Below are 25,894 nucleotides of genomic sequence, written 5' to 3' on the forward strand. Positions count from 1 at the left end.
CGCTAAGTTGCACATTTCCTGTACCCTGGATACCCTGAGATTAATCCTAATAACTCAAGGGTGAGTATGGCTAGCGGGAAGAGAAAGAATCAAAAGGAATCGCCTGAAGAAGAGTTAGATCGCCTGCTGGATGAGCTTGAACTCACACCGGAGCAACGGGAGTTTATCGAATCCATGCGAGAGGATAAGAGCGATCCCAGTAGTGAGTAACGCTTGTCTTAAGCCGAACGAGTACAAACGGCATTGTAAGAAATTCCTCTCCTGGTGCATGCAGAATCACGGTGCCTTTGTTCCGGCTGTCGCTGGAGTGTCATAAATATAATTACGCGCGCGCATAATTTAAAATTAAACCCTCTTTCTTTTTACGTAATCAATCGCCCCTGTTATATCTGTCGGCAAATTTTTTATTTCCCGGATCGCAGATGAAAACACGACTCCTCCTGTGCGCTGGCTTATTAGCTGCCTCCAGTGCCCATGCCAGCGCCCTCTATTTTTATGAAGCTGGCACCGAAGATACCGCGCTTGCCGGAGCAGGGCAGGCGGCTCGTGCGCAGGATGCCTCTACAATTATGACCAACCCGGCTGGCATGACGCGCTTACCGGATCATATTGTCACAGGTGGGTTACAGGTTATGGATGGCTCCATCGACAACCAGCTGGATAACGATGCCCATCAAAGCCCCGGTGATGTGATGAAAACCATCCCGAATGCCAGCGCCTTTTATAGCCAGAAGGTGACCGATAATCTTTATGCCGGGGTCGGGCTTTACGGTAATTACGGCCTGGGGATCGACTACGGCAGCTGGGCGGGCGACAGGCTGATTAAAAAGAGTACCATGGTAGCCATGACGCTCAGCCCCTCGCTGGCCTATAAGCTTAACGACCGTCTTTCGATTGGCGCGTCCGCCAACGTTAACTACGGTTACTTCTCGCTGACTCGCAGCGTTAACGATGATGACTACCGGCGACGCGATGAAGACCTGGCCATGAGCTATCGGCTTGGGCTGCTGATGCAGCTAACTGACCAGACCCGAGCCGGTATTACCTGGAACAGCGAAACGGACTACAGCTTCAATATTGACGGCAACGCGCGTCTACAGAACGGCACCTACGACCTGCCGGTGTCAGCACAAATCAGCGCGCCGCAGCAAATTATGCTCAGCCTTGTGCATGACATTAACCCGCAGTGGTCGGTTATGGGCGATCTCGGCTGGCAGGACTGGAGCCAGTTCGGCGCGCCGCAAATCGTCGTCGGGGACCAGCAGCTTAACAACGTCAGCCGCCTGAAGGACACGTGGCACGGTGCGGTGGGCGTGCAGTATCGTCCAACGCCTCAGTGGCGACTGAATGCCGGTGTGGCGTTCGACAGCTCGCCGTATGAAAGCCAGAGCGATGTGGCCTTAACCTTACCTACCGGCGATGAGTGGCGATTTGGTACGGGAGCCCAGTATCAGATCACCCCGGCCAGCAATATTGGTATTGCCGTGTCGTATCTTCATATGCAGTCGTCGCATGTGAAATCGCCGGTGGCGTTTGCCGGAAGTTACGACCATCCTTATCTTTGGTTTGCCAGCGTCAACTACAGCTACCAGTTTTGATCGGCTAACCGCTTAAAATATATGGTCTATAATGGCAGATACTGAATGTCAGAAGGTTGTACCATGCATATTTTACCGCCTGTTCGACCCGAAAAATCCATCGAACGACTGACCGCTATCCTTGAGCCGATAGCGGAGAAAGTGCACGTTGTTCCACGTAAGCGACTCACCTGGTTACGGAAGGGGAAACAGCAGATGTACCTCTTTCTGGAAGGGGAGCTGTCCCTGCTGCGGACATCAGATGGACTGGTGGTCGTGACCGTTTACGAGCCGCATTTGTTTGGTATTGCTGAGATGATCCAGCCTACGCAAGGCCATTTTCTCCGTGCGGAAAGGGAGTCGACCATTTTACGTCTCGATGCGGACAAGGCGGCCGAGTTATTCCGTGCCGAGGGCGTCTGGGAGGATGTCGCAGCGCTGCTCTCATACCATACGGCCTATTTGATATTCCGTGATGCGCAGGTACTCCAGCAGCGTACCTATTCCGTTATTCGTAACCACCTTCAGGAAATGATTTTGCTCCCGGAGGAGACGCGTTTGCGTACCACGATACTGGAATATATTCAGGATCGTACGCTGCTTTCTCGCAGTAGTATACTCAATGTATTATCCGCCCTTAAACAGGGAGAATATATCTCCTTTAAGCGCGGTGGGTATTTGCTTGAAGTCAGACACTTACCTGAATCATTCTAGGGGAAGTTTAAAATTAAACAGAAATGGAATTAACGAGGCTGTTAATTTTCTATATCGTTTGCTTTCTAAGTTTTATCTTTATTAAGTAAACGGTATATTTATGAAAAAGACAGTTCTCGCTTTGATTATGGTTAATGCGTTTACCGCCACTTCCGCGTTCGCCGCCGCTGATGCGGGCACCTGGTATGGCGGAGCGAAATTCGGCTGGTCGCACTATTTTGATACCAATATGGGTTCAAAAGCATTTGATAACAATAATTCCGACCACTTCGATTTTGACCATGATAATGTCGGTGGGGGTGTTTATACGGGTTACCAGATTACCCCATGGCTTGCGGTAGAAGGCGGTTATGATTATTTAGGCAACATGCAGATCAAGGGTCAGCATGGCGCAGGGGCGCAAATGAAGACGCAGGGTCTGCAAATGTCCCTGAAGGCCAGCTATGCCTTGACCAATGACTGGGATATCTACGGCCGTGCCGGTGCGATGGGCTATCGCGCTGAATCCGATGTAAGTGGTCACAATCGTTTTGAAACCGGTGTGCGCCCGCTTGCAGCTGTGGGTACTGAATACGCCTTCAATAAAAACTGGGCTGGCCGCCTGGAATATCAGTGGGTAAGCAATGTGGGTAATGCAAACCAGATCGGTGTGAGCAGCGACCTGAGTTCCGTCACCGCAGGGCTTAGCTATCGCTTTGGTCAGTACGACTGATGCATGTGATATGGCGATTAAGAAAAACCCGGCTGCTATGTTGCCGGGTTTTTTGTTGTCAGCTGGCGAATAACGGTTCAAGCATAATATGAATATTTTGCAGGCCCGTGACATTATTGTCTTTCAGGTATTGCTGATTAACCATATCTAACTGTTCCAGTTTAGTCAGCGAGGCGTAAACGCGTTGAACAGCGCTGTCCGCAACAAAAATTTCTTTTGCGGTAGTGTCCTGAAGATACTGTGATTTTACGCTGCGCGTTAAGTTATCGATCTGCTGTTTATTTTCCTGATAAAGAGACGCGATATGAGATATCTGTGCCTGCGGCGGTTTTTCCCCCGGTAATACCAGCGGAATTTGCAGATGATTAATCTTTTCAACGTTGTCTGGTGGTGGAGAGCTACATGCTGTTAATGTGCTCAGACTTAATATAGCGAAAAAGAACGGCAGGCTCTTCATCGAATCACTCCGGGGAAATAATTGGACTCAGCATTATCCCTGAAGGCCGCAGCGACGAAAGAATAAACTTATTTATTTATAAACGTTATTTCCATAGGTAAAAGAAAAGCCCGGTGATAGCCTCCTTTCCCCCCATGTACCGCCAGCGTGAATATGACGCCTCGAGGATGTATGAAATTTAAAACTCTCGTTAGTGCGATGGCCGTTGCTGGTCTGCTATTGGCCTCGTTGATCTCATTGCCTGTCCTGGCACAAAAGGAGGTGAAGGAAGCCACTGCCCATACGAAACACATGAATGATGCACTTTATGGTCAACTGCCCTTCTTTGATAAAACCGATTTCCGAAATGCGCATAAAGGCTTTATTGCCCCGCTGCCACCTGCGGTGATTAAAGGTGAAAAAGGCGCCGTTATCTGGAATCCCCAGAAATACGCTTTTATCAAAGAAGGGCAAAAAGCGCCGGATACCGTCAACCCGAGCCTGTGGCGTCAGGCGCAGCTGAATAATATCGGCGGTCTGTTTGAAGTCACGGAAGGCGTCTACCAGATCCGCAACCTCGATCTGTCGAATATGACAATCATAGAAGGCAAAGAGGGGATCACGGTTATCGATCCGCTGGTGTCTGCGGAAACGGCTAAAGCGGGCATGGATCTTTACGTTAAGCATCGCGGCAAACGTCCGGTTGTTGCCGTTATTTATACCCATAGCCACGTCGATCATTATGGCGGCGTGCGTGGCGTAATTGATGAAGCCGGGGTAATGTCCGGCAAAGTGAAAGTCTATGCGCCAGCCGGTTTTATGGAAGAGGCGGTATCGGAAAATATCATGGCCGGAAACGCCATGAGCCGCCGTGCCAGCTATATCCACGGAAACCTGCTGAAACCCGGTGTGAAGGGTCAGGTGGGGGCAGGTCTGGGGACTACCACCTCAGCCGGAACGGTCACGCTCATCGCGCCCACTCACTCTATTACCGAAGAGGAGCAGAAAGAGGTCATTGACGGTCTCACCTATGACTTTATGCTGACGCCGGAATCGGAAGCACCGTCTGAAATGCTCTGGTATGTGGAAGAGAAAAAGCTGATCGAAGCAGCAGAGAACGTCACTCACACCCTGCACAATACCTACTCGCTGCGCGGGGCGAAAATACACGATCCGCTGGCATGGTCAAAGTACATCAATAACGCCATCGATCGTTGGGGTGATAAAGCGGAAATCATTATCGCGCAGCACCACTGGCCCACGTGGGGTAACAAAAAAGTGGTGAAGTTGATGAAAAGCCAGCGTGATATCTACCGCTATATCAACGACCAGACGCTCAGACTGGCGAATAAGGGGCTGACGAGGGATGAAATAGCCGCAAATTTCGCCCTGCCCTACGGGCTGGCTAAATCCTGGGCAGGCCGTGGCTATTACGGCTCGGTAAGCAACAACGTCAAAGCCACCTATGTCTACTATCTTGGCTGGTTCGACGGCAATCCGGCGACGCTCGATGAACTGCCTCCGGTCGAGGCGGCGAAAAAGTATGTCGATTACATGGGCGGAGCCCGCGCAATCCTTGAAAAAGCCCGTGTCGATTATGCCCGGGGGAATTATCGCTGGGTGGCTCAGGTGGTCAGTAAAGTCGTTTTTGCCGATCCGAATAATAAGGCGGCGCGCGAACTGGAAGCCGATGCGTTTGAACAGCTGGGATACCATGCGGAGTCAGGGCCGTGGCGTAACGCCTACCTCACCGGTGCGCAAGAGTTGCGTAACGGCGTGAAGATAAAGCCGACGCCCAAAACCGCCAGCCCGGATGCGGTCCGTGCCATGTCAACTGAGATGATTTTTGACTACTTCGGCGTTCACCTTAACGGCGTCAGAGCGGCGAATGCCAGAGGCATTTTTAACGTTGATTTAGGCCGCGAGGGCGGCAGGTATAAGCTGGAGCTGGAGAATGGCGTGCTAAACCACAGTGCCAATATCCAGGCAGAAGATCCGGATGCAACCATTACGCTCAGCCGCGAAACGCTGAACAAAATCATCCTTAAGGAGACCACGCTGAAAAAGGCGCAACAGGCAGGAGAGGTGATGATCGTCGGCAACGCCGCGAAGGTAGACGAAATGCTGCGCTGCATGGAGAGCTTCAGTTTCTGGTTTCCTGTCGTCACCCCTTAAATGTAAAAAAGGCTGCTTTCGCAGCCTTTTAGCATTCGCCAGCAACAATTTGCCGGGTGGCGGCTTCGCCTTACCCGGCCTACACTCTGCGCTGCTTGAGCGCTAGATGACGCCGTCGCCGCCGTCTGAACACCAGACCTGCCCGGAGGTGTATGAACACTCATCCGAGGCCAGAGTGACATACAGCGGTGCGATCTCCACGGGCTGTCCCGGGCGTCCCAGAGGGGTACTCTCGCCAAAATGTTTCACTTTTTCCTGTGGCTGCCCACCGCTGGGCTGGAGCACGGTCCAGTAAGGTCCGGGCGCTACCGCGTTCACGCGGATCCCTTTCGGACCCAGCTGTTTCGCCAGCGCTTTGGTAAACACCGCGAGACAGGCTTTGGTCTGCGCATAGTCAAGCAGTACGGCGCTCGGTTTTACCGCCTGTACAGATGAGGTGTTAATGATGGAAGCGGGAGCTTTCATGTGGCGCAACGCCGCCTTTGTGATCCAGAAAGGCGCATAGACGTTGGTTTTAAAGGTCGCGTCAAAATCTTCCGTGGTCAGTTCTTCCAGCGTCTCACGGTACTGCTGGCGGCCTGCGTTATTCACCAGGATGTCCAGCCCGCCCAGTTTTCCGACGGCCTGTTCCACCAGGTTCTGACAAAAAGTTTCGTCCCGCACATCGCCCGGAAGCGCGACGGCATTCCGTCCTTCCGCTTTAATCAGGGCGATCACTTCCGCAGCGTCTTCTTCCTCTTCCGGCAAATAGTTAATGGCGACATCTGCCCCTTCGCGGGCATAGGCAATGGCTACTGCGCGTCCGATGCCGGAATCGCCCCCGGTAATTAGCGCCTTCTTACCGGTAAGCCGGCCATGCCCTTTGTAGCTTGTCTCGCCGTGATCGGGAACAGGGTCCATTTCAGAGGCCAGGCCCGGTGGCGTCTGAGGCTGCTCCGGGAAAGGTGGCGTTGGGTAAGCGTTCGTACGTTGTTCATTATCACTCATAGCTAACTCCTTGTTAGGGGTGAGATTTGATGGATAGTTACAGCGTTAACGCTTCGCTGAATTATTTTTGCAAGTGGCTGACCCGCACTACGGGTGGGGATGATTTTTTATCGAGCGAGCCGCTAATACTGATCATGTTGTCAGGTTCCACGGTTCTGTCGTCAAATACGGCTTTCGGGATAATAACGTCGATTTTCCCGGTTTTATCCTGGAATACGTATTTATCGCCATTGCCATCAATAAGATTGCCGCGCAATGAAATAGAGGCGCCATCATGCATCTCTTTTGCCTGAGTAATGGTCATAATGCGCGCATCATCGGTACCACGATAACCACTGTCCAGGGCATGCGGCGGTGGCGGCGCTTCACCCTTTTGTAACCCGCCGTTATTATCTGCCCATGCGGAAGGGATAATTAATATTAACAAGGCTGAAATCACTGATAATTTCATCTGATATCCTTCATTTTGGATGTCTTGACTTATTAAGTATTGTTGCTATTTCTTTATGTGGCAAATGTGATAAGTCTTAAAAGCATTTGCGTAGAAAAATCAAAAATTTCGGCAATTAAGCGAAACGGTGACAAAAGCCATGGAACCAAAAAATGAAAAAGTGCCTGGGATAAAAGAGAGTTATCGTTTACTGACGTTTGAGTATGCATTTCGTCAGGTGGGTTTTATTGTACTGTTAGGTATTATCGTGGCCGCATTAGCCGGCCTGTTTTCCAGCGGTGCGGTTAGCGACGTGGAGAAAACAAACGAAGCAAAATCCCTGAACCTGAGCTATGAGCGCTTCGGCCGCCGCCAGACCGAATCGCGGATGACGCTGACGTTTCCGGTGACGTCTGAGGGTAAATATATTCTCAGCCTGACCAGCGAAAGCAGCGACGTATATGAGCCGGGCAGCGTCTGGCCGCAGCCGGACAGCATGTATAGCCGGGGGAACACCCTGTATCTCGTTTACGACAATCTGAAACAGAGCGATAAGTTCACCGTCCTGCTGTTCATCACGCCGACAAAAGCAGGGAAATGGACCAACAGCATCCGCGTAAACAACGGGCCAGATATCCGCTTCTGGCAGTTTATTTACCCCTAGGAGTCGAATATGGACATGGTTTTTCGTGCCCTGGCAATATACCTGTTTCTGGTGATCGTGTTTAAAGTCGCCGGACGGCGCGCCCTGCTGCAAATGACCAGCTTTGACCTTATTTTGCTCTTAATTATCAGTGAGGCGACACAGCAGGCGCTACTGGGCGAAGATTTTTCCGTCACCGGTGCGATGATTACAATAACAACGCTGGTGGTGGTGGATATTATTTTTGGCCTGATTAAAAAATATTCTTCTTCTGTTGAGAATGTTCTTGATGGCACCCCGGTGATATTGGTAGAGAATGGTATTCCCATTGCGGATAAACTGAAAAAAGTCGATGTATCCTGCGATGATATATTGGTTTCAGCACGCCGGAACCACGGCATAACGGAATTAAAGGATATTAAGTACGCGATCCTTGAGCGTAACGGCCATATTTCAATTATTCCTGAAGAAAATTAACTAAGGGGCACATCCATGAGCAACCTTATTCACGATAATAATACGACCATCAGCGAGCTGACGAAAAAGCTTGCCACGACGCTCACAGAAAGAGGACTGCGTCTAACCACGGCGGAGTCCTGCACCGGCGGTAATCTCGCGGTTGCGCTTTGCGCTGAAGAGAACACGGCGGAATTTTATGACGTTGGCATGGTGGTGTTCAGCGATGCGGCGAAGGAGAGGATCCTCGGCGTGCGGCACGAAACGATTGAGCGCTTCACCGCCGTCAGTGAACAAACGGTTACTGAGATGGCCGCTAAAATTCGCGATATTGCCGAGGCGGATATTGGTGTTGCCATCAGCGGCTATGCGGGACCGGAAGGCGGAGACGATGGCACGGCAGCCGGTACGGTCTGCTTCGGCTGGAATATTCGCGGACAGACGGAAACCCGCACCGTGCTGTTTTCCGGTGAATGTCAGGATGTGGTGGAAAAAGCGGTGCGTTATTCGCTGTCTGAACTGATCGAAATACTCTCCGGGTGGGATAACGTCTGAGACAAGGGGAAAGGCTATGGCTGTTATCGTTATTACCGGCGGTACGGCGGGCGTGGGGAAAGCCACGGCGCTGCACTTTGCTAAAGCGGGCTACGATGTAGGCATTATTGCCCGCGATGAGCAGAGCCTGCGCTCCACAGAAGAGGAGTTGCGCCGTTTCGGGATCAACGCGTGTGCCGTTCAGGCCGACGTGGCGGACAGCAAGGCGGTGACCGATGCTGCTAACGAAATTGAATACCGGCTTGGAGCCATCGATGTGTGGGTGAATAACGCTATGGGCGGGATGCTGGCGCCGTTTCGCACCATGTCCCCGGAGGAGTTTCGCCGCGTCACCGAGGTGACCTATCTGGGCTATGTTAACGGCACCCGCGCCGCGCTGGAGTTAATGACCCCTCGCGATCGCGGAACGATTATTCAGGTTGGCTCCGCGCTGGCCTACCGTTCCATTCCCTTGCAGTCAGCCTACTGTGGCGCGAAGGCCGCGATCCGCGGATTTACCGATGCCGTACGCACCGAGCTGATGCATGAAAACAGCCGGGTGCAGATCGCAATGGTACAGATGCCGGGCCTCAATACGCCGCAGTTCGAGTGGGCGAGGAATAAATTTGCCTGGGCGATGCGCCCGGTTCCTCCCGTGTTTCAGCCGGAAGTGGCCGCCAGCGCTATTTTTAAGGTGGCGCAGAAACCGGTGCGGGAGCTGTGGGTGGGCAGCAGCACTGTCCAGTCGATTGTCGGGCAGTTTCTTTTCCCCGGTTTTCTGGACCGGCTGATGGTTAAAAAGGCCTGGGAAGGGCAGATGACCGATACGCTAAATGCGGATGACCGTCAGGACTATCTGGATCAGCCGGTTAACGACTTGCATAAAATCCACGGGCACTTCACCGACGAAGCAAAAGAGCGCGCCACCAGCGTTACCTCCGGCATGCCGGGGAAAGTGCTGCTCGGCTCCCTCGCCGTCACGGGCGCGATCGTGGCGCGTCTGCTGCTCTCGCGGAGACGATAATCAGCGCAGTGCGGTACGATCGGTCCAGAACCAGCGGTAGCCATAGCCGCTGAGGTTAAGCGCGACGGTTTTGCCGCATACCAGCGCGTCGACGTAGCGTTTGTCCGCCAGGCATGCGGTCCAGGTCGCATGCCGGATCCCTCTGGCGGTAAAATTAACGGGCTTATCGCTGAAGTTAACGAAGGTCAGAATGCTGCGCGTGTCGGTTTCGTAATAGATCCCCAGTACCGCATCGTTGTCGATAGTAATAAGACGAAACGGCGCGACGCCGATCTCAGGAAACTCCGAGCGCGTATTGGCGATATCGATAATGCAGTGCAGGAGGGAGTTGCGGTGCAACAGCGAATCCGCCACGTTGATTTTTTGATAGCGGTACGGACCATGGTCAATCATTGGGGCGATAAAGGTTTTCGGGTCGGCATCTGAGAAACCGCCGCCCTGCGATCCGGCCCACTGCATCGGGGTGCGTACGGCGTAACGCTCCTCCAGATCTAAATCATCGCCCATTCCAATTTCATCCCCGTAGCGCATGACCGGTACGCCCGGCAGCGAAAACAAGACCGCATGGCAAAAGGCCAGCCGCTTTCGATCGCCCTTAAGCATCGGCGCCAGACGGCGGCGGATCCCTCGCTGATACACGCTCATCTCTTCATCAGGGGCGAAGGCATCAATGACGGTCTGCTTCGCTTTTTTGCCTATCCCTTCCAGATCCAGCTCATCATGATTGCGCAGCCAGTTGGCGAAGCAGCAGGAGTCCGGCGGCACAATCATCTTTTTCACTGCGTTGCGCAGCGGTCGTGCGCTCTTCTCTGCAAGGCTGACGTAAAAGTACTTATTGAGCCAGAAATTCAGCACCAGGTTGAGCCGGTCATTCTGACCAAAATAATCTTTGTAGGCGTCGACCTCCACGTCGACTTCGCCGAGCAGGATCGCGTCCGGATTACGCTGCTCGATAAGACGGCGCAGATGCTCCAGGATCCACAGGCCGCGTTTTTCATCTCCACGCCCGGCCTGTTTTGTCAGGTGCGACGCTGCATCCAGGCGAAAGCCCGACACCCCGAGCTTTAGCCAGAAGATGATGATGTTCTCAACCTCCTTCAGCACCGCCGGGGAGGCCAGATTGAGATCCGGCTCGTGGTGATAAAACATATGCCGGTAGTATTGCCCCGCTTCGTCGTCCCATGTCCAGACGCTCTTTTCCACGCCGGGGAACATCGGTGGCGTATCGTCCTCGTCCGTGTCAGACCAGAGATAATAGTCACGGTAGGGTGACTGCGGGTTGCGGCGGGCTTGCTGAAACCAGGGATGCGCATCCGAGGTGTGCTGGATCAGCAGCTCAATAATGACCTTCATCCCCAGCTCCCGCGCCTGTTCAATAAAGGCGATGATATCGTTGAGCTTGCCGAAGCGGGGATCGACCTGCAAATGGTCGCTTACGTCATAGCCTTCATCGAGAAAAGGGGTGAGGTAAAACGGGGTGATCCAGATAACCGTCGCGCCCATCCGGCGGATGTAGCGCAACTTCGCGGCGATCCCGGCGATGTCGCCACAACCATCGCCGTTAAGATCGTAAAACAGGGCGGTATCAATCTGGTAAATAATGGCGCGTGTATGCCAGCCTGCCATAGCAATCCTTAGTGATAACCTTCGGTATCAGACACTTTGCCCCGGAAGACGTAGTAGCTCCAGGCGGTGTAAACCAGGATCACCGGGATGATTAACAGCGTGCCGATCAGCATAAACAGCTGGCTGGCAGGCGGCGCGGCGGCTTCCCACAGGGTGATGTGCGGCGGGATAATGTGTGGCCACAGGCTGATGCCCAGTCCGCTAAAGCCGAGGAAAATCAGGCCCAGCGTTAACAGGAACGGACGGGCATGGCTGTCGGGATTGCGCGTCAGCCGCCAGATCCACAGGCTGAATACCGCCACCAGAACCGGAACCGGCAGGAACCAGAAGAAGTTAGGCAGTGTAAACCAGCGCTCGGCGACAAACTGCCAGCCGAGCGGGGTCCAGATACTCACCACCGCAATAACGGCGATCAGTGCCAGCAGCACGTGGCGGGTCAGCTCACGCATCCGGTTTTGCAGCGCGCCTTCGCTTTTCATGATCAGCCATGTGGTAGCCAGCAGGGTATAGGCGACAATCAAACCCAGCCCGCAGAACAGGTTAAACGGGGTTAACCAGTCCAGCGAGGAGCCCACAAAGCGTCGCCCTTCCACGTCAAAGCCGTTGATCATCGCGCCGACCACGATCCCCTGGCTGAAGGTTGCCAGCAGGGAACCGCCAGCAAAAGAATAGTCCCAGAATTTGCGGTGGGAAGGGGTCGCCTTAAAGCGAAACTCAAACGCCACGCCGCGGAAAATAAGCCCGATCAGCATGGCCGTGAGCGGGATGGTCAGGGCATCGATAATCACCGCGTAGGCCAGCGGAAACGCGCCAAATAGCCCCGCACCGCCGAGAACCAGCCAGGTTTCATTTCCGTCCCAGACCGGTGCGACGCTGTTTACCATTACGTCGCGTTCTTTGGCATCGCCCACAAAGCTGAACAGCATGCCGATACCGAGATCGAAACCGTCCATGATGATGTACATCAGCGTGGCGAAGACAATAATGGCAAACCAGATGACCGGGATATCGACGCCCATCAGATCTTCTCCTCTTCCGGAACAGACTCGGCGGCGGACAGCGGACGGGCAGGGGTGCCCGACGTATTAGTCGTTAGCGTGCCGACAGGCTGCGGCCCTTTCTTTATCAACCGGGCGAGATAAACATAACCCACGCCAAATACTGAACAGTAGACCACGATAAAGGCCAGCAGGCTGATGCTCATCTGCAACGTGCTGTGCAGAGACACCGCATCTATCGTGCGCAGATAGCCGTAGACGACCCACGGCTGGCGGCCCACTTCGGTGGTGACCCACCCGGCGAGCAGCGCAAGCAGTCCGGCTGGCCCCATGCACAGGGCAAACCAGTGGAATGGTCGCGAGTGATAGAGTCGGCGGCGATAGCGCAGCCAGACGCTCAGCACACCAAGCGTAATCATCAGCAGCCCCATGCCGACCATAATGCGGAAAGACCAGAAGACGATGAGCGAGTTCGGGCGGTCCTCTTTCGGGAAATCTTTCAGCGCCGGGACCTGTTTATCCAGGCTGTGCGTCAGGATCAGGCTGCCGAGCGCCGGAATTTCAAGCCCGTATTTGGTGCGCTCCTCCTCCATATCCGGTACGCCGAACAGCAGCAGCGGGGTAGCCTCGCCGGGCGGATTTTCCCAGTGGCCTTCAATCGCGGCGATTTTGGCAGGCTGATGCTCAAGCGTATTCAGGCCGTGCATATCCCCAACGACTGCCTGGATGGGCGCGACCAGCAGCGCCATCCACATGGCCATGGAGAACATTTTGCGAATAGCGGGCGTGTCGTTGCCGCGCAGCAGATGCCATGCCCCGGACGCGCCCACAAACAAGGCGCTGCACAGGAAGGCGGCGATGGACATATGGATCAGACGGTATGGGAATGAGGGGTTAAAAATAATGGCCAGCCAGTCTTCGGGAATGACCTGACCGTTCTGAATACTGAAGCCCTGCGGGGTGTGCATCCAGCTGTTGGAGGCGAGGATCCAGAAGGTGGACATCAGCGTGCCCAGCGCTACCATGCAGGTGGCAAAGAAGTGCAGGCCGGGGCCGACCTTGTTCCAGCCGAACAACATCACGCCCAGGAAACCGGCTTCGAGGAAGAAGGCGGTTAAGACTTCATAAGTGAGCAGAGGGCCGGTTATGCTGCCTGCGAACTGGGAAAATCCGCTCCAGTTAGTCCCAAACTGGTAAGCCATTACCAGCCCGGAAACCACGCCCATACCAAAGTTAACGGCGAAAATTTTCAGCCAGAAATGGTAAAGCGAGCGCCAGACATCATTTTTTGTGCGAAGCCACATGCCCTCGAGAACCACCAGATAGCTCGCAAGCCCGATGGTGATTGCCGGAAAGAGAATATGGAAAGAGACGGTAAAGGCGAACTGTATCCTGGCCAGATGAAACGCATCAAGCTCGAACATGCTCCGTACCTCTGGAACTGATAGCCCACAAGGCATTGCCAGACAGCCTCAGGCTGCCTGGCAAAACCGGTTACGGTTTTTTCTTACCCGCGCCAAGCTCGGCACCGGTAAGCGGATCGGCTTTAGGATCGGATTTCGTACGTGCGCACATTGCTTTGACCAGCGTAGCCTGCTCTGTTGTGAGCGTTACGCTTGCGCCGCCGTCACCGCCATCGACCGCTGGCTGAGGAGATTCCACGTAGTCGAAGTGCTTGTCGCTGTTCCAGCTTCCGCGAACTTCTCCCCCCTCAGACATATTGTAGTACTTGTTGGTGTACTCTTCGATTGGAGGCAATTTACCCGGTGGGAAGTTGTTACGGATCGACTGGAGCGCCTTCTCAAACGAAAGCTGGTGTGCTGCCTCACGCGTCATTAAAAACGCCAGCGCATCTTTAACACCTGGATCGTCCGTTACGTTAATAAGCCGTTCGTAGATAATTTTGGCGCGCGCCTCTGCCGCAATGTTAGAGCGCAGATCCGCGGTGGGTTCGCCAATGGTATCCACGTACGCCGCCGTCCACGGTACGCCTGCGGAGTTAGTGAGCGGAGTACCGCCCCCGTAGAGCAGGGAAGTGATATGACTGTCGTTGCCGTTTTCGGTCATGGACCGGTACAGCTCCGCTTCATTTTCAACGCCTTCCGCCAGTTCACCTTTCGCACCCTTATTAAGCATACCCACCAGGGTGCCGATAATTTCCAGGTGACTTAACTCCTCGGTCGCGATATCCATCAGCATATCTTTACGACCGGGATCGTCGTCGCTCAATCCTTGCGTAAAGTAACGACATGCCGCGGCAAGTTCGCCCTGTGGCCCGCCAAACTGCTCAAGCAGAAGATTAGCCAGACCCGGATTCGGTTCGGCTACGCGTACCGTGTATTGCAGCTGTTTTACGTGTCGAAACATAGTTTCTCCCTCTTCCGTTATTTTTTCGCTTCAACGCCGTCCGCGTCGGAGCGCAGCAGGAACTGTTCCGTCGTCTGTGGAATATGTTGAATCAGCCAGTCCGCCATCTGGCGCTCTTCTTCCAGAATGGATTCAATGGCGGGAATGGAGGCGGTATCGCCCGCTTGTTTGGCCGCGGCCAGCAGAGAGGTGTAGCAGGCAATTTCAAACTGCTCAAAAACGTAGCCGCTGATGGAGCCTTTAACAATTTCGTCGGAAGGGAACATGCCGCCAATGGACTGGCCGAGCGCAGCCATTTTGCTCATGGAATCTTTTATGACCGAACGGGAAATATCATTGCGGTCGAGAATTTCTTCCAGCACGGTAATTTGGTGTTTAGTTTCATTAACGTGTTGTTCAATTCGTGCACGTAAGTCGGGATAATTATCAATACGGCTGGCCATTGATTCCAGCATGGATTCGGCTTGCTTTTCCATCGCATGGGCATCGCGTAGCCAATCATGGTAGTGTTCTACATGATTCATAATTAACTCCTGTGATTTATTTTCTGGTTAATTGTTGGTGCTGATGCTCATCAAATTATTATTTATCCTTTCTGGGCTTTTTGATTAATATTGCCGACAGCCAGATCGGTTAATTTGAGATCGGTTTCTTTTTCTTCTTCCAGTGTTTCTGCAAGAAGTTTAACGGCTTTTTTATAGCCTAATTGTTCAGCCAGGGTGGCCAGGGTGCCGTAGCTGGCAATTTCGTAGTGTTCGACTTTCTGTGCGGCGGCAATTAATGCAGCGTCACGCACTTCGTTTTTCTCAGTGCTCTCAATAACTTCGTTGGCTTCTTCAATTAAGCCTTCCATTGCAACGCATTTCATGCGCTTCAGCTTGAGGCCGGATTCCTGCTCAATAATCTGATCGATACGTTCGATCTGTCCCTGCGTCTCCTCAAGGTGAGCCGTGAAGGCAGCGCTCAGCTTCTCGCTTGATGCGGCACGGGCTAACTTGCTTAGCGCGCGGGTCAGCTGCTTCTCAGCGCTGTAGGTATCGGATAACAGGTGAATAAATACATCTTCAACAGTTTTCATATTCATATATTCGCTCCAGTGAAATAAAGGGAAGGTACTGCGAGCCGACAGGCCCGCAGCATGCTCTCGGTATATTTATAAGAGCTTTAAATAAGATCAGGAGTTATCAGATTTACGGCCCCCGCCGTGACTGTTCTGTCCCCCTTTCTTACCCGCTTCAGATGCGCGTTGCGGATCGTTTTTGAAATTACCGCCGCTGTGCTGGCCGCCTTTACGTCCAGCTTCTGATGCTTTTTCACGGTCTTGCGCGAAATTACCGGAACCACCACGATGTTGCTCTGCCATATATCAACCCTCATGTTGCGTTTATGTCAGGTGATACGATAAGTAATTCGTATCAGTTGTCGTTCAGAAATTAACATTAGTCGTTATGTGAGAAGAGTCAAATTTCCTGTCTGGGTTGTTTTGCGCCATTTCCAGAGATGCGCGGAAAATACCGCTTCGTTACGTTTTTTGAAAATTGGATGTAAATCCATTGCTTAAGGGTAAATAACTTGTGTCGTTAGGATTCCGCTTAGCTAATAATCTTAATATGAACGCGGCGGAAATGATTACAAGAATTGACGTAGCGCAAAAATATATCTTGCCGACCTGAGTCTTTATAATCGGAATAGTCTTAAGCGAGAAGTAAAATAACGAGCCGAAAACAGTGTATCCGATCGTCGTTTTGACGTGGTCAGGCGGATCGGGTGAGGGTATGCTGCATTTGTCACCACAATAATTACAGAGGCAATGTCATGGATCAGGAGCTACTGGATGCAGGGTACCGGGCCTATACCGGTGAGAAAATCGATGTCTACTTCAACACAGGGATCTGCAAACACTCGGGCAACTGCGTACGCGGCAGCGCGGCGCTGTTCGACCTGAAGCGTAAACCCTGGATCGCACCGGATGAAGTGGATGCAGAAACTGTTGCGCGCGTAATTGATACCTGCCCGAGCGGTGCGCTGAAGTACCGCCTAAAATAAGTGAGGAACCATGGATATTCTTGAAGGCCATAACAAGTTTTATGTCAACGACGCCGAAGGCAATCAGGTTGCGGAGATCGTCTTTGTCCCGACCGGCGAGCATCTGAGCATCATCGAGCACACCGATGTGGATCCGAGCCTGAAAGGGCAGGGTGTGGGTAAGCAGCTGGTGGCGAAGGTGGTAGAGAAGATGCGCGGGGAGAACCGTAAAATTATCCCGCTGTGTCCGTTTGCGAAGCATGAGTTTGATAATACGCGGGAGTATGACGATATTCGGGCGTAAAACAGATGCCCGGCATTGCGCCGGGCAGCACACTCAACCGACAAACATCACCGACACACACAGCACACCCACAATCAGCGTCAGCAGGTTACCGATGGAGCGGTACGGTTTTAACGACGGGATCAGGTACGTCGACAGCGTCGGCATGATGAACAGGATCATGGCGATAAGCGGACCGCTGATGGCGTAAATCATCGAGATCGCATTCGGGTTGATGCAGCAGACCGCAAAGGTAATCAGCGACACGCCGAGAATCGAAACCGCGCGGTTAAAGGCGCGACTTTTCTTCACCCCCACCTGATTCAGCGACGATTTCACAATTTCCGTTGCCCCTTCAATCACGCCAAAATAGGTGCCGAGGAACGATTTCGACATCGCTATAATTGCCACGATAATGCCGGAAATGCCCAGCCATGCCGGGGACGAAGGCATCATCGACAGCGCGGAGAGGATCGTCACCCCTTCCTCTTTTGCCGCCACGATATAGGACGGTGGAATCGAAAGCAGGCAGCTGAACACAAAGAACAGCACGCTGAGGCAGATGATCAGGTACGCCACTTTCATGATTTTTTTGCATTTACCCATAGCCTCTTCACCGTATTTCTCGCGACGATCTACGGCGAAGGTCGAGATGATCGGGGTATGGCTAAAAGCGAAAACCATCACCGGGATCGATATCCACACCTGGTGCAGCGTATGCTGGTCGAAGGCCATCTGGCTGGTCAGCAGCGACGGCTGCCAGCTGCCCGTCAGATACAGCGAGACAAACAGGAAATAGGCGATCAGCGGAAAGACAAGGAAACCCATCACCTTAATGGTGATGTGCCGCCCCATCAGGAAGATCAGATTCAAAATCAGCACCACGCCAAAACTCACCAGCATCCGCACGCTGGTATCCACCGTCATCCGTTTCGCCAGCTGTTCTGTAAGTGAGTTGGTTATCGCCACCGCGTAAATCAGAACCACCACAAAGAAGGCCACGAAATAGAGCGTGGTGATGAGGTTGCCGATCTTTTTGCCGTAGTAATGGGAAACGGCACCGGTGATCCCTTCGTTGCCTTTCGTCTTCGACGACAGAATAAATTGCGCCAGCGCTTTATGCGGCCAGTAGGTTAAGGGATACGCCACAAGGGCGGTGATCAGCAGGACAATCGCGCCAGCAGAGCCGAGCTGAATGGGCAAGAACAGGGTTCCTGCGCCCACGGCAGTGCCGTAGAGGGCGAAACTCCAGAGAGTCTCTTCTTTTGACCAAATTTTCGACATTAGAGCAACGTATCAACTATAAAACGAACAAAAAGGAGTGCAATTTACCATAATTATGCGTTGAGGTCGCCGTTGCTTCGCTGGGGTTGGGCCGGAGAAGGTCTCCGGCCGGAAGGTCATTCGCTTGCCAGGGCGCGACGTTGCTGGCGGCGCTTGATAATTTTCTCCCGCAGGGTGTCATACGCCCAGTTGTAGAGCATGGTGTACGGCAGGAAGAACAGGAAGAAACCAATCTCCAGCGTGAAGGCCTGGAGCAGCGTCACGCCCAGCACGGCGGCAACGATGGTTATGCCAATCACAATAAAGCCGCATTCAAAACCCAGCGCATGCAGGGCGCGCACTTTTGCCGTGCGCTTCACCCGCTGAACGGGCCAGAAACGGTCGAAGCCAAAGTTATAGATAATGTTCCAGAGCATTGCCGTGGTCGCCAGAATAATAGTGAGACCCCCCATTTCAACCACCGAGCGCTGCATTAGCCACGCGGCCGTAGGGGCGAGGATCGCCGTAGCAATACCTTCAAAACAGACGGCATGGAAGATCCGCTCCGGCAATTTACGTTGGAGTGCATCCTGATGTTGCATATTTACCTCATAAAGACGCCAGTATGGGCGTTGATGCGGCCTATTCTTATCGCTTAAGGTGATATATAAAAGATGGTATCCATCGATAAAGTAGATACATCATGCGTTATTCTCCCGAAGCACTGACCGCGTTTGTTGAAACTGTCGCCGCAGGTTCGTTTTCAGCTGCGGCACGACGGCTGCGTAAAAGCCAGTCCACCATCAGCACCTCCATCGCCAACCTTGAAGCTGACCTTGGCTTTGAGCTGTTTGATCGCTCGGCGCGTCACCCGGTGTTAACCGCCCAGGGTGAACAGGTGCTGGGCTATGTCCAGTCAATCCTCGCCGCCAGCGCGCGCCTTGATGAGCTGGCCGTATCCTTAACGGCGCAAACGGAGGCGCGTTTTACCTTTGTTCTCTCCGATACGCTTAACCCGGCCGTACTGGAAGAGATGATGAGCCAGTTCGACCAGCGTTTTCCGCACACCGAATTCGAGTGTCTGATTGGGGAAGAGGAGGACGTGATCGATCTGCTGCAAAAGGAGCGGGCGCAAATTGGCCTGACGGAAGCACGCGACAGCTACCCGACCGATATTGGCGCGACCCGCCTGCCTATGCAGACGCGGATGGCTATTTACGTTTCTGCCGGACATCCTCTGGCAGGGCAACATGAGACGCAGGCGGACGAGCTGCATGGCTGGCGCGAGCTGCGGCTGAGTACCTATCTTGAACGGGAAGCGCCCCTTGGGCGCGGGCCGGTCTGGTCTGCGCCGAACTACCTGCTGCTGCTGAGCATGGCGGTACAGGGCTTTGGCTGGTGCGCCTTACCCTGCGCGCTGGTCGACGAATTTGCCGCATCGAAATCGCTGGTGCAGCTGAACGTGCCGGGCTGGCCGAGGTCGATTGCCATCGATCTGGTATGGAACAAAAGAACCCCGCCCGGCGTCGCCGGAAGCTGGCTGCGCCAGTACTTGCAGGACGCACGATAATCCTGTGACTAAACTCACTAATTTTAAACATTTGCGTCAATTGTTGATAACAATCCTCTACTATCGTCATGTCATTTTGCACAGAGGTCGTGATGAAAGATGTCGTTATAGTGGGTGCGTTACGTACGGCTATCGGCTGTTTTCAGGGAGCGCTTGCGCGTCACTCTGCGGTTGATCTCGGCAGCGTGGTGGTAAGAGCGCTGGTGGAACGCAGCGGGGTTGCCGCACATGAAATTGATGAGGTGATCCTCGGCCAGGTGCTGACCGCTGGCGCGGGACAAAACCCTGCGCGCCAGGCGGCGCTGAAAGGCGGTCTGCCTAACACCGTTTCGGCGATTACCATCAACGACGTCTGTGGTTCAGGTTTGAAAGCGCTCCATCTTGCGACGCAGGCCATCCAGTGCGGTGAAGCGGACGTGGTCATTGCCGGAGGGCAGGAAAACATGAGCCGCGCCCCGCATGTCCTGACCGACAGCCGGACCGGCGCGCAGCTCGGGAACAGTCAGCTGCTTGACAGCCTGGTTCATGACGGGCTGTGGGACGCCTTCAACGACTACCATATGGGCGTAACGGCGGAAAACCTGGCGCGGGAATACGGCATCAGCCGCGAGCTTCAGGATGCGTATGCGCTTAGCTCGCAGCAAAAAGCGCGTGCAGCGATCGACTCCGGCCGTTTTCGCGATGAAATTGTCCCGGTCAGTACCCAACGCCAGAACGGCGAAGCGCTCATCGTTGATACCGACGAGCAGCCTCGCACCGATGCCAGCGCAGAAGGGCTGGCAAAACTCGATCCGGCCTTCGAAACGCTCGGTTCTGTAACGGCAGGTAACGCATCATCCATTAACGACGGTGCGGCGGCGGTGATGATGATGAGTGAAAGCAAAGCCCAGGAGCTGGCGCTGCCGGTGCTGGCGCGCATCAAAGCGTTTGCCAGCGTGGGTGTTGATCCTGCGTTAATGGGGATCGCCCCGGTCTATGCCACGCGCCGCTGTCTTGAGCGGGCGGGCTGGCAGCTGAACGATGTAGATCTGATTGAAGTCAATGAAGCCTTTGCTGCACAGGCGATCTCGGTCGGGAAAATGCTGGAATGGGATCCGCTGCGGGTCAACGTCAACGGCGGTGCGATCGCGCTCGGTCATCCTATTGGCGCTTCCGGCTGCCGCATTCTGGTGTCGCTAGTCCACGAAATGAAAAAGCGTAACGCCCGAAAAGGGATCGCAACGCTCTGCATTGGCGGAGGGCAGGGGGTAGCCCTGGCTATCGAACGGTAATTTCCCCCTCTGCGCACAGAAAGCCTCCCTCGGGAGGTTTTTTTATGTCCGCAGAATCCTTTTTTAACACTTCTGCGTTCTTTCTTAAGCCCACAATAATTATTGCGCGGTGAATTATTCGCTTTGTGAAGTTCATAGTGTGATCTCACGCCTGGAATTTATGCGTTATACGCCTTTTTTGTTGATGAGGTTCACGTCGATCTTTGCCAAAAAAAATGAAACAAATAATTTCGATCCTTGTCACTAAAATAACGGTACATAAAAAATAAACTCAAGTTTCATAAAAACGAAACGTTATTTTAATTGAGGGTTTTTTCATGTTTAAGAAATCTCTGCTCCTTGCTTCCCTTATTAGTGCCTCTTTTGCGGCTAGCGCCGTTACCGTCGATCTGCGTCACGAATATATTGACAGCGGCTCGAATGCCGACCGTGTTGCCGTCTCGCACCGCTTTGACAATGGCTTCGGTTTTTCAGTCGAGGCGAAGTGGAAATCAGGCGGGGACAAGGCAGATCAGCCATTCGCGGATGTGGTGGGGAACGGTCACGAAGATCAGATTAGCTGGCGCTGGAAAGCGACAGACAATATCGCCCTGACGCCTGCGTTTACGATTGAAAGCACAGACAGTCGTACCATTTATAAACCGAATCTGCATGTGCAATATAGTTTCGATAATGGCTTCTACGTGGCCGCGCGTTACCGTTATGAATATACCCGCTACCCGTCAAGCTCAAATAAGGACGATGATAAAGTTAACCGTGGTGATGCGTGGGTCGGTTGGGTATTAGGTGACTGGCGTACCGAGCTGAACTATGTTTACGCGAAAAGCTCTGAAGGCGTGGCCCGAAATAACAATAAAGATTATTCCAATGAATATAACGCCAAGCTCGCCTACAAATGGGATAAAAACTGGGCACCGTATGTTGAGGTGGGCAACGTGGGGGTTAAAGACACTGACGAACGCCAGACCCGTTTCCGTTTAGGCGTGGCGTACTCCTTCTGATAATCCAGTTTCTTCGCTAAAAACCGCCGGGTGGCGCTTCGCTTACCCGGCCTACACTTTCCTTCTACTCCGTCGTTTCGTATGCCGGATGGCCCTGCGCTTACCCGGCCTACACTTTCCTTCCACTCCGTCGTTTCGTATGCCGGGTGGCCCTGCGCTTACCCGGCCTACACTTTCCTTCCACTCCGTCGTTTCGTATGCCGGGTGGCCCTGTGCTTACCCGGCCTACACTTTCCTTCTACTCCGTCGTTTCGTATGCCGGATGGCGCTGCGCTTACCCGGCCTACACTTTCCTTCCACTCCGTCGTTTCGTATGCCGGATGGCGATGCGCTTACCCGGCTACACTTTCTCTCCAATCAGTCGTTTCGTAGGCCGGGTAAGCGTTAGCGCCACCCGGCAAAAAGCGCCGCAATCACCCAAAAAAAAGCCCTCCGAATCGGAGGGCAAGGCCAGTTACAGAAACACTAACTCATTCAGGCATGCAACATTTCAGGTTGCTCGGGGAGTTTCGCGATATAGAGGGCTGGTTTGCCGTCTTTATCGGAACTGTACAGCACCGCTTTTTCGTCCGGCGTGAAGGACGGATGCGGGTGGGTTACCTGGCGGCTGTTCGCCACCGTAGCCCAGGAAGTATCATGACGGGCAATGCGGTAATAGGCTTTCTTCGCCACGTCAAAGGCATACAGATAAGGATCGTTATCAATGGTGTAGCCGCCGGTGTCTTTCACATCAACAGGCGTGCCGGAACCGTCGCCAACCAGCATGGTGCCGTCGACGTTGCTCATCAGGTGCGAACAGGCGGGCATGTTCATTACCGCTTCATTCACACCGGTGTCCGGATTGAAGCGGGAGATGGTGCGCCCTTGCTGACCTTTCAGGTAAGAGACGTAGATCAGCGCGGACCCGTCCGGCACCCAAAATTCATGCGTGCAGCTTTCCCCTTCCGCGTGCGTTTTCACTTTCCGCACGTTGCTGCCATCTTCGTTGACCAGCCACATGCGGGCGTCAACCAGGTCGTGTGGCCCTTCATGACAGAAGGCCACGGTATTGTCATCGAACGGGCGATAAATCGGATGTCCCAGCCAGATCTTCTCGTCATGGATGGTGGTGCTTTCACCCGTTTTTAGATCAACGCGCAGCAGGCGGCAGTGCGGCCCTTTGTGGAAGAAGTCGTGGAAAATTTTCCAGTCGTTGAGTGGCGTCCAGTCACGTCTGGCAATCTCAATACCTACCAGTTTGGTGCAGTCGCTGTTCGCGACCCAGGTGCCGTAGCCAACCCACTCTTCCGGGACACGGTACACTTCGCGCTCTGCCAGCGTCTGTAAATCCACCTCAAGCAGGGTGCGATCGTTCTTCACATAGTAGAGGGATTGATCGTCCGGAGAGAGGAACCCGCCAAAGGTGTTATCGCCCGCGCCTTCGGTCAGCTGCACCGCTTCGGCGTTTTTCAGATCCAGCAGGTAATAGTTCCAGTGACCGTCGAACTCCCCGGCGAACAGCAGGTGGCTGCCATCGTTAAAGAAGCACTTCTGGTAAAAGTAGTTGCGATGACAGGTTACTTCCGGTGGGGTCAGGCGGGTAACTTCCACGCCTGTATCCGGATCGCGGCTGACCTCGTAGTTCAGCTTGACCCGCATACCTTTAGCCATAATGCACTCCTTTGAACGCGTAATATAGGTTGAAAACTAGGTGTTAAATTATCAAAACATCGTTTCATTGTGTGTGACTGACAGCGCAAATTCTCAGTTTCTTTAACCAGATTGAGGGGCTTAAAGATTTATCGTGATCGAAACACCATTTCTGGCATAAACATACAGAAAAAATGAAACGTTGTTTTAAATGTAATTGAAAACCCCATGTACAGGGGATAATATGTGTTCATCACGAAAACGGAACATTGTTTCGTTATTCATCTTTGCCTTCGGGCACGATCAATTCTGGAGGTTTACGTGGACGTCAGACAAAGCATCCACAGTGCGCACGCAAAAACGCTGGATACTCAGGGGCTGCGCAGTGAGTTTTTAGTTGAGCAAGTGTTCGAAGCCGACAAGTACACCATGGTCTACAGCCATATTGACCGCATTATTGTGGGCGGGATTATGCCGGTGGCGAAAACCGTCTCCGTGGGCGGTGAAGTGGGCAAACAGCTGGGCGTGAGCTACTTCCTCGAACGCCGTGAACTGGGCGTGATTAACATTGGCGGGCCGGGCACCATAACCGTCGATGGCCAGTGCTACGAAATTGGTCACCGTGACGCGCTGTACGTCGGAAAAGGCGCGAAAGAAGTGGTGTTCGCCAGCATCGATGGCAGCAAACCGGCGAAGTTCTACTACAACTGCGCCCCGGCTCATACGACTTACCCAACCAAAAAAGTCACGCCAGCGGACGTTGCCCCGGTGACCCTTGGTGACAACCTCACCAGCAACCGCCGCACCATCAATAAATACTTCGTACCGGATGTGCTGGAAACTTGCCAGCTCAGCATGGGGCTGACCGAGCTTGCGCCGGGCAACCTGTGGAACACCATGCCGTGCCATACCCACGAGCGCCGCATGGAAGTCTATTTCTACTTCAACATGGATGAAGATGCCTGCGTGTTCCACATGATGGGACAGCCGCAGGAAACTCGCCATATCGTGATGCACAACGAGCAGGCGGTCATTTCGCCAAGCTGGTCCATCCACTCTGGCGTGGGAACGAAAGCTTATACCTTTATCTGGGGTATGGTCGGTGAAAACCAGGTCTTCGATGACATGGACCACGTCGCTGTTAAGGATCTGCGCTAGTCGCAGGCAGTTAAGCATACATCTGCCTGTTGGTGACAGGCGCTGAACGATTAAGGAACAAACATGATTCTGGATGCATTTTCTCTGCAGGGTAAAGTGGCTGTGGTTTCCGGGTGTGACACCGGGCTGGGGCAGGGTATGGCGTTAGGTCTGGCGGAAGCGGGCTGTGATATCGTCGGGATTAACATCGTAGAGCCAAAGGAAACCATCGAGCGCGTCACCGCGCTGGGCCGTCGTTTCCTGAGCCTGACCGCGGACCTGCGCAAAATCGATGCGATCCCTGAACTGCTGGATCGCGCGGTGGCGGAGTTCGGGCATATCGATATTCTGGTCAACAATGCGGGCCTGATTCGCCGTGAAGATGCGATTAACTTCAGCGAAACGGACTGGGACGACGTGATGAACCTGAACATCAAGAGCGTGTTCTTTATGTCCCAGGCGGCTGCGAAGCACTTCATCGCGCAGGGGAAAGGCGGCAAGATCATCAATATTGCCTCCATGCTCTCTTTCCAGGGCGGCATCCGCGTACCGTCTTACACCGCATCGAAGAGCGCCGTGATGGGCGTGACCCGTCTGCTGGCGAACGAGTGGGCGCAGCACAATATCAACGTCAACGCGATTGCGCCGGGCTACATGGCCACCAACAATACCCAGCAGTTGCGTGCTGATGAAGAGCGCAGCGCGGCAATTCTGGAACGTATTCCAGCGGGTCGCTGGGGCCTGCCGAGCGATCTGATGGGCCCGGTTGTGTTCCTGGCTTCTCCGGCTTCGGATTACATTAACGGCTATACCGTCGCCGTTGACGGCGGCTGGCTGGCACGTTAATTCAGCCTTAATAAAGAACCTCTGCCCTCGGGTGGAGGTTTTTTTTGCGCCAAAATTGGCTTTATCCATATCCTTAAAGATGAAAAATCCATACTAAAAAGGAATAAATGACGGGTATCACACATTTATTGCTTAAATATTAACTAATTAATAAAAAATAAGGTTAAACCACCCTGATTTGAAATTGTAA

At 53.4% G+C, this 25,894-nt stretch carries 28 protein-coding genes; 15 read left to right on the forward strand and 13 right to left on the reverse strand.

The annotated features are described in order from the left end of the window. The first annotated feature begins 422 nt into the window (after positions 1-422). The 3 genes from AC4OVS_RS04250 (at position 423) to AC4OVS_RS04260 (ending at position 3,003) form a co-directional block, all read left to right on the forward strand. Positions 423-1,598 (forward strand): OmpP1/FadL family transporter, encoded by a 1,176-nt coding sequence (locus AC4OVS_RS04250; RefSeq protein WP_063152116.1) that lies wholly within the window; start codon positions 423-425, stop codon positions 1,596-1,598. A 63-nt stretch (positions 1,599-1,661) separates the two neighbouring features. Further along, positions 1,662-2,291, forward strand: a complete 630-nt coding sequence (locus AC4OVS_RS04255) for a winged helix-turn-helix transcriptional regulator (RefSeq protein WP_022649277.1) — start codon at positions 1,662-1,664, stop codon at positions 2,289-2,291. Between the two features lie 100 nt (positions 2,292-2,391). Beyond that, positions 2,392-3,003: an outer membrane beta-barrel protein gene (locus AC4OVS_RS04260; RefSeq protein WP_022649276.1), complete on the forward strand. Its 612-nt coding sequence runs from the start codon at positions 2,392-2,394 to the stop codon at positions 3,001-3,003. Positions 3,004-3,061: 58 nt separating this feature from the next. On the opposite strand, the gene AC4OVS_RS04265 is transcribed toward AC4OVS_RS04260, so the two are convergent. Continuing rightward, positions 3,062-3,460 (reverse strand): hypothetical protein, encoded by a 399-nt coding sequence (locus AC4OVS_RS04265; protein ID WP_022649275.1) that lies wholly within the window; start codon positions 3,458-3,460, stop codon positions 3,062-3,064. Between the two features lie 171 nt (positions 3,461-3,631). Between AC4OVS_RS04265 and AC4OVS_RS04270 the strand changes: the two genes are divergently transcribed. Continuing rightward, on the forward strand, positions 3,632-5,614 hold the full coding sequence (locus tag AC4OVS_RS04270; protein WP_491922200.1) for an alkyl/aryl-sulfatase: 1,983 nt from the start codon (positions 3,632-3,634) through the stop codon (positions 5,612-5,614). A 102-nt stretch (positions 5,615-5,716) separates the two neighbouring features. On the opposite strand, the gene AC4OVS_RS04275 is transcribed toward AC4OVS_RS04270, so the two are convergent. Then, entirely contained in the window at positions 5,717-6,601 is an 885-nt protein-coding gene (locus AC4OVS_RS04275) for an SDR family oxidoreductase (protein ID WP_022649272.1), read from the reverse strand. 61 nt (positions 6,602-6,662) lie between these two features. Beyond that, positions 6,663-7,052 (reverse strand): YdeI family stress tolerance OB fold protein, encoded by a 390-nt coding sequence (locus AC4OVS_RS04280; protein ID WP_022649271.1) that lies wholly within the window; start codon positions 7,050-7,052, stop codon positions 6,663-6,665. Between the two features lie 139 nt (positions 7,053-7,191). Between AC4OVS_RS04280 and AC4OVS_RS04285 the strand changes: the two genes are divergently transcribed. Genes AC4OVS_RS04285 through AC4OVS_RS04300 form a run of 4 tightly spaced genes read left to right on the forward strand, consistent with a single transcriptional unit; the run spans position 7,192 to position 9,688 of the window. Next, positions 7,192-7,695 carry a hypothetical protein gene (locus AC4OVS_RS04285; RefSeq protein WP_275062046.1) on the forward strand — a complete coding sequence of 168 codons (504 nt, stop codon included), beginning with the start codon at positions 7,192-7,194 and terminating at the stop codon, positions 7,693-7,695. A 9-nt stretch (positions 7,696-7,704) separates the two neighbouring features. Next, a complete protein-coding gene (locus tag AC4OVS_RS04290) occupies positions 7,705-8,151 on the forward strand; it encodes a DUF421 domain-containing protein (RefSeq protein WP_491922201.1) in 447 nt (148 codons plus the stop codon). 15 nt (positions 8,152-8,166) lie between these two features. Further along, positions 8,167-8,685 carry a 2-oxo-tetronate isomerase gene (locus AC4OVS_RS04295; RefSeq protein ID WP_022649268.1) on the forward strand — a complete coding sequence of 173 codons (519 nt, stop codon included), beginning with the start codon at positions 8,167-8,169 and terminating at the stop codon, positions 8,683-8,685. 16 nt (positions 8,686-8,701) lie between these two features. After that, positions 8,702-9,688 (forward strand): SDR family oxidoreductase, encoded by a 987-nt coding sequence (locus tag AC4OVS_RS04300; RefSeq protein WP_023298529.1) that lies wholly within the window; start codon positions 8,702-8,704, stop codon positions 9,686-9,688. On the opposite strand, the gene AC4OVS_RS04305 is transcribed toward AC4OVS_RS04300, so the two are convergent. The 7 genes from AC4OVS_RS04305 to AC4OVS_RS04335 form a co-directional block, all read right to left on the reverse strand. After that, positions 9,689-11,314, reverse strand: coding sequence for an alpha-amylase family protein (locus tag AC4OVS_RS04305; protein WP_491922202.1), 1,626 nt, complete (start codon positions 11,312-11,314; stop codon positions 9,689-9,691). Positions 11,315-11,322: 8 nt separating this feature from the next. Next, a complete protein-coding gene (gene cydB / locus AC4OVS_RS04310; protein WP_022649265.1) occupies positions 11,323-12,333 on the reverse strand; it encodes a cytochrome d ubiquinol oxidase subunit II in 1,011 nt (336 codons plus the stop codon). After that, positions 12,333-13,736: a cytochrome ubiquinol oxidase subunit I gene (locus AC4OVS_RS04315; RefSeq protein ID WP_491922203.1), complete on the reverse strand. Its 1,404-nt coding sequence runs from the start codon at positions 13,734-13,736 to the stop codon at positions 12,333-12,335. Before AC4OVS_RS04315 ends, cydB begins: the two co-directional genes overlap by 1 nt. Positions 13,737-13,806: 70 nt before the next feature. Continuing rightward, a complete protein-coding gene (locus tag AC4OVS_RS04320; RefSeq protein WP_022649263.1) occupies positions 13,807-14,679 on the reverse strand; it encodes a manganese catalase family protein in 873 nt (290 codons plus the stop codon). A 17-nt stretch (positions 14,680-14,696) separates the two neighbouring features. Beyond that, a complete protein-coding gene (locus AC4OVS_RS04325) occupies positions 14,697-15,203 on the reverse strand; it encodes a ferritin-like domain-containing protein (protein WP_038416640.1) in 507 nt (168 codons plus the stop codon). 62 nt (positions 15,204-15,265) lie between these two features. Next, positions 15,266-15,763, reverse strand: a complete 498-nt coding sequence (locus AC4OVS_RS04330) for a YciE/YciF ferroxidase family protein (protein ID WP_003862851.1) — start codon at positions 15,761-15,763, stop codon at positions 15,266-15,268. A gap of 90 nt (positions 15,764-15,853) precedes the next feature. Then, positions 15,854-16,042: a con-10 family general stress protein gene (locus AC4OVS_RS04335; RefSeq protein ID WP_022649261.1), complete on the reverse strand. Its 189-nt coding sequence runs from the start codon at positions 16,040-16,042 to the stop codon at positions 15,854-15,856. 452 nt (positions 16,043-16,494) lie between these two features. On the opposite strand from AC4OVS_RS04335, the gene yjdI reads away from it, so the two are divergent. Both yjdI and AC4OVS_RS04345 read left to right on the forward strand, forming a co-directional pair. Beyond that, entirely contained in the window at positions 16,495-16,725 is a 231-nt protein-coding gene (yjdI, locus tag AC4OVS_RS04340; protein ID WP_022649260.1) for a 4Fe-4S mono-cluster protein YjdI, read from the forward strand. Positions 16,726-16,735: 10 nt separating this feature from the next. After that, a complete protein-coding gene (locus AC4OVS_RS04345; RefSeq protein ID WP_006811846.1) occupies positions 16,736-17,008 on the forward strand; it encodes a GNAT family N-acetyltransferase in 273 nt (90 codons plus the stop codon). A gap of 33 nt (positions 17,009-17,041) precedes the next feature. Here AC4OVS_RS04345 and AC4OVS_RS04350 read toward each other — a convergent pair whose 3' ends face one another. Then, the gene (locus AC4OVS_RS04350; RefSeq protein ID WP_022649259.1) at positions 17,042-18,271 is read right to left on the reverse strand and encodes an amino acid permease; all 1,230 of its coding nucleotides are present in this window, start codon (positions 18,269-18,271) and stop codon (positions 17,042-17,044) included. Positions 18,272-18,387: 116 nt separating this feature from the next. Continuing rightward, entirely contained in the window at positions 18,388-18,852 is a 465-nt protein-coding gene (locus tag AC4OVS_RS04355) for a multidrug/biocide efflux PACE transporter (protein WP_063148670.1), read from the reverse strand. 101 nt (positions 18,853-18,953) lie between these two features. On the opposite strand from AC4OVS_RS04355, the gene AC4OVS_RS04360 reads away from it, so the two are divergent. The 3 genes from AC4OVS_RS04360 (at position 18,954) to AC4OVS_RS04370 (ending at position 22,092) form a co-directional block, all read left to right on the forward strand. Continuing rightward, the gene (locus tag AC4OVS_RS04360; protein WP_333028273.1) at positions 18,954-19,820 is read left to right on the forward strand and encodes a LysR family transcriptional regulator; all 867 of its coding nucleotides are present in this window, start codon (positions 18,954-18,956) and stop codon (positions 19,818-19,820) included. A 92-nt stretch (positions 19,821-19,912) separates the two neighbouring features. After that, positions 19,913-21,091: an acetyl-CoA C-acetyltransferase gene (locus AC4OVS_RS04365; protein ID WP_022649256.1), complete on the forward strand. Its 1,179-nt coding sequence runs from the start codon at positions 19,913-19,915 to the stop codon at positions 21,089-21,091. Between the two features lie 317 nt (positions 21,092-21,408). Continuing rightward, positions 21,409-22,092 carry an oligogalacturonate-specific porin KdgM family protein gene (locus tag AC4OVS_RS04370; RefSeq protein ID WP_003862842.1) on the forward strand — a complete coding sequence of 228 codons (684 nt, stop codon included), beginning with the start codon at positions 21,409-21,411 and terminating at the stop codon, positions 22,090-22,092. Between the two features lie 474 nt (positions 22,093-22,566). Here AC4OVS_RS04370 and AC4OVS_RS04375 read toward each other — a convergent pair whose 3' ends face one another. After that, complete coding sequence (locus AC4OVS_RS04375) at positions 22,567-23,742, reverse strand: oligogalacturonate lyase family protein (RefSeq protein ID WP_023298524.1); 1,176 nt, start codon at positions 23,740-23,742, stop codon at positions 22,567-22,569. Between the two features lie 300 nt (positions 23,743-24,042). Between AC4OVS_RS04375 and kduI the strand changes: the two genes are divergently transcribed. Further along, on the forward strand, positions 24,043-24,879 hold the full coding sequence (gene kduI, locus AC4OVS_RS04380; protein ID WP_017382863.1) for a 5-dehydro-4-deoxy-D-glucuronate isomerase: 837 nt from the start codon (positions 24,043-24,045) through the stop codon (positions 24,877-24,879). Positions 24,880-24,942: 63 nt separating this feature from the next. Further along, positions 24,943-25,704, forward strand: a complete 762-nt coding sequence (gene kduD / locus AC4OVS_RS04385) for a 2-dehydro-3-deoxy-D-gluconate 5-dehydrogenase KduD (RefSeq protein ID WP_491922204.1) — start codon at positions 24,943-24,945, stop codon at positions 25,702-25,704. The last annotated feature ends 190 nt before the right edge of the window (positions 25,705-25,894 follow it).

It is taken from the genome of Enterobacter sp. 4974935, assembly GCF_058661735.1.

Bases quoted from the DNA above. Each gene is read 5' to 3' on its own strand.
- AC4OVS_RS04365 (WP_022649256.1), top strand. From the start codon at position 19,913: ATGAAAGATGTCGTTATAGTGGGTGCGTTACGTACGGCTATCGGCTGT.
- yjdI (WP_022649260.1), top strand. From the start codon at position 16,495: ATGGATCAGGAGCTACTGGATGCAGGGTACCGGGCCTATACCGGTGAG.
- AC4OVS_RS04285 (WP_275062046.1), top strand. From the start codon at position 7,192: ATGGAACCAAAAAATGAAAAAGTGCCTGGGATAAAAGAGAGTTATCGT.
- AC4OVS_RS04345 (WP_006811846.1), top strand. From the start codon at position 16,736: ATGGATATTCTTGAAGGCCATAACAAGTTTTATGTCAACGACGCCGAA.
- AC4OVS_RS04325 (WP_038416640.1), bottom strand. From the start codon at position 15,203: ATGAATCATGTAGAACACTACCATGATTGGCTACGCGATGCCCATGCG.
- AC4OVS_RS04255 (WP_022649277.1), top strand. From the start codon at position 1,662: ATGCATATTTTACCGCCTGTTCGACCCGAAAAATCCATCGAACGACTG.
- AC4OVS_RS04360 (WP_333028273.1), top strand. From the start codon at position 18,954: ATGCGTTATTCTCCCGAAGCACTGACCGCGTTTGTTGAAACTGTCGCC.
- AC4OVS_RS04320 (WP_022649263.1), bottom strand. From the start codon at position 14,679: ATGTTTCGACACGTAAAACAGCTGCAATACACGGTACGCGTAGCCGAA.
- AC4OVS_RS04290 (WP_491922201.1), top strand. From the start codon at position 7,705: ATGGACATGGTTTTTCGTGCCCTGGCAATATACCTGTTTCTGGTGATC.
- AC4OVS_RS04330 (WP_003862851.1), bottom strand. From the start codon at position 15,763: ATGAATATGAAAACTGTTGAAGATGTATTTATTCACCTGTTATCCGAT.
- AC4OVS_RS04375 (WP_023298524.1), bottom strand. From the start codon at position 23,742: ATGGCTAAAGGTATGCGGGTCAAGCTGAACTACGAGGTCAGCCGCGAT.
- AC4OVS_RS04250 (WP_063152116.1), top strand. From the start codon at position 423: ATGAAAACACGACTCCTCCTGTGCGCTGGCTTATTAGCTGCCTCCAGT.
- AC4OVS_RS04280 (WP_022649271.1), bottom strand. From the start codon at position 7,052: ATGAAATTATCAGTGATTTCAGCCTTGTTAATATTAATTATCCCTTCC.
- AC4OVS_RS04265 (WP_022649275.1), bottom strand. From the start codon at position 3,460: ATGAAGAGCCTGCCGTTCTTTTTCGCTATATTAAGTCTGAGCACATTA.
- AC4OVS_RS04315 (WP_491922203.1), bottom strand. From the start codon at position 13,736: ATGTTCGAGCTTGATGCGTTTCATCTGGCCAGGATACAGTTCGCCTTT.
- AC4OVS_RS04355 (WP_063148670.1), bottom strand. From the start codon at position 18,852: ATGCAACATCAGGATGCACTCCAACGTAAATTGCCGGAGCGGATCTTC.
- AC4OVS_RS04295 (WP_022649268.1), top strand. From the start codon at position 8,167: ATGAGCAACCTTATTCACGATAATAATACGACCATCAGCGAGCTGACG.
- AC4OVS_RS04370 (WP_003862842.1), top strand. From the start codon at position 21,409: ATGTTTAAGAAATCTCTGCTCCTTGCTTCCCTTATTAGTGCCTCTTTT.
- AC4OVS_RS04305 (WP_491922202.1), bottom strand. From the start codon at position 11,314: ATGGCAGGCTGGCATACACGCGCCATTATTTACCAGATTGATACCGCC.
- cydB (WP_022649265.1), bottom strand. From the start codon at position 12,333: ATGGGCGTCGATATCCCGGTCATCTGGTTTGCCATTATTGTCTTCGCC.
- AC4OVS_RS04300 (WP_023298529.1), top strand. From the start codon at position 8,702: ATGGCTGTTATCGTTATTACCGGCGGTACGGCGGGCGTGGGGAAAGCC.
- AC4OVS_RS04270 (WP_491922200.1), top strand. From the start codon at position 3,632: ATGAAATTTAAAACTCTCGTTAGTGCGATGGCCGTTGCTGGTCTGCTA.
- AC4OVS_RS04335 (WP_022649261.1), bottom strand. From the start codon at position 16,042: ATGGCAGAGCAACATCGTGGTGGTTCCGGTAATTTCGCGCAAGACCGT.
- kduD (WP_491922204.1), top strand. From the start codon at position 24,943: ATGATTCTGGATGCATTTTCTCTGCAGGGTAAAGTGGCTGTGGTTTCC.
- AC4OVS_RS04260 (WP_022649276.1), top strand. From the start codon at position 2,392: ATGAAAAAGACAGTTCTCGCTTTGATTATGGTTAATGCGTTTACCGCC.
- AC4OVS_RS04275 (WP_022649272.1), bottom strand. From the start codon at position 6,601: ATGAGTGATAATGAACAACGTACGAACGCTTACCCAACGCCACCTTTC.
- AC4OVS_RS04350 (WP_022649259.1), bottom strand. From the start codon at position 18,271: ATGTCGAAAATTTGGTCAAAAGAAGAGACTCTCTGGAGTTTCGCCCTC.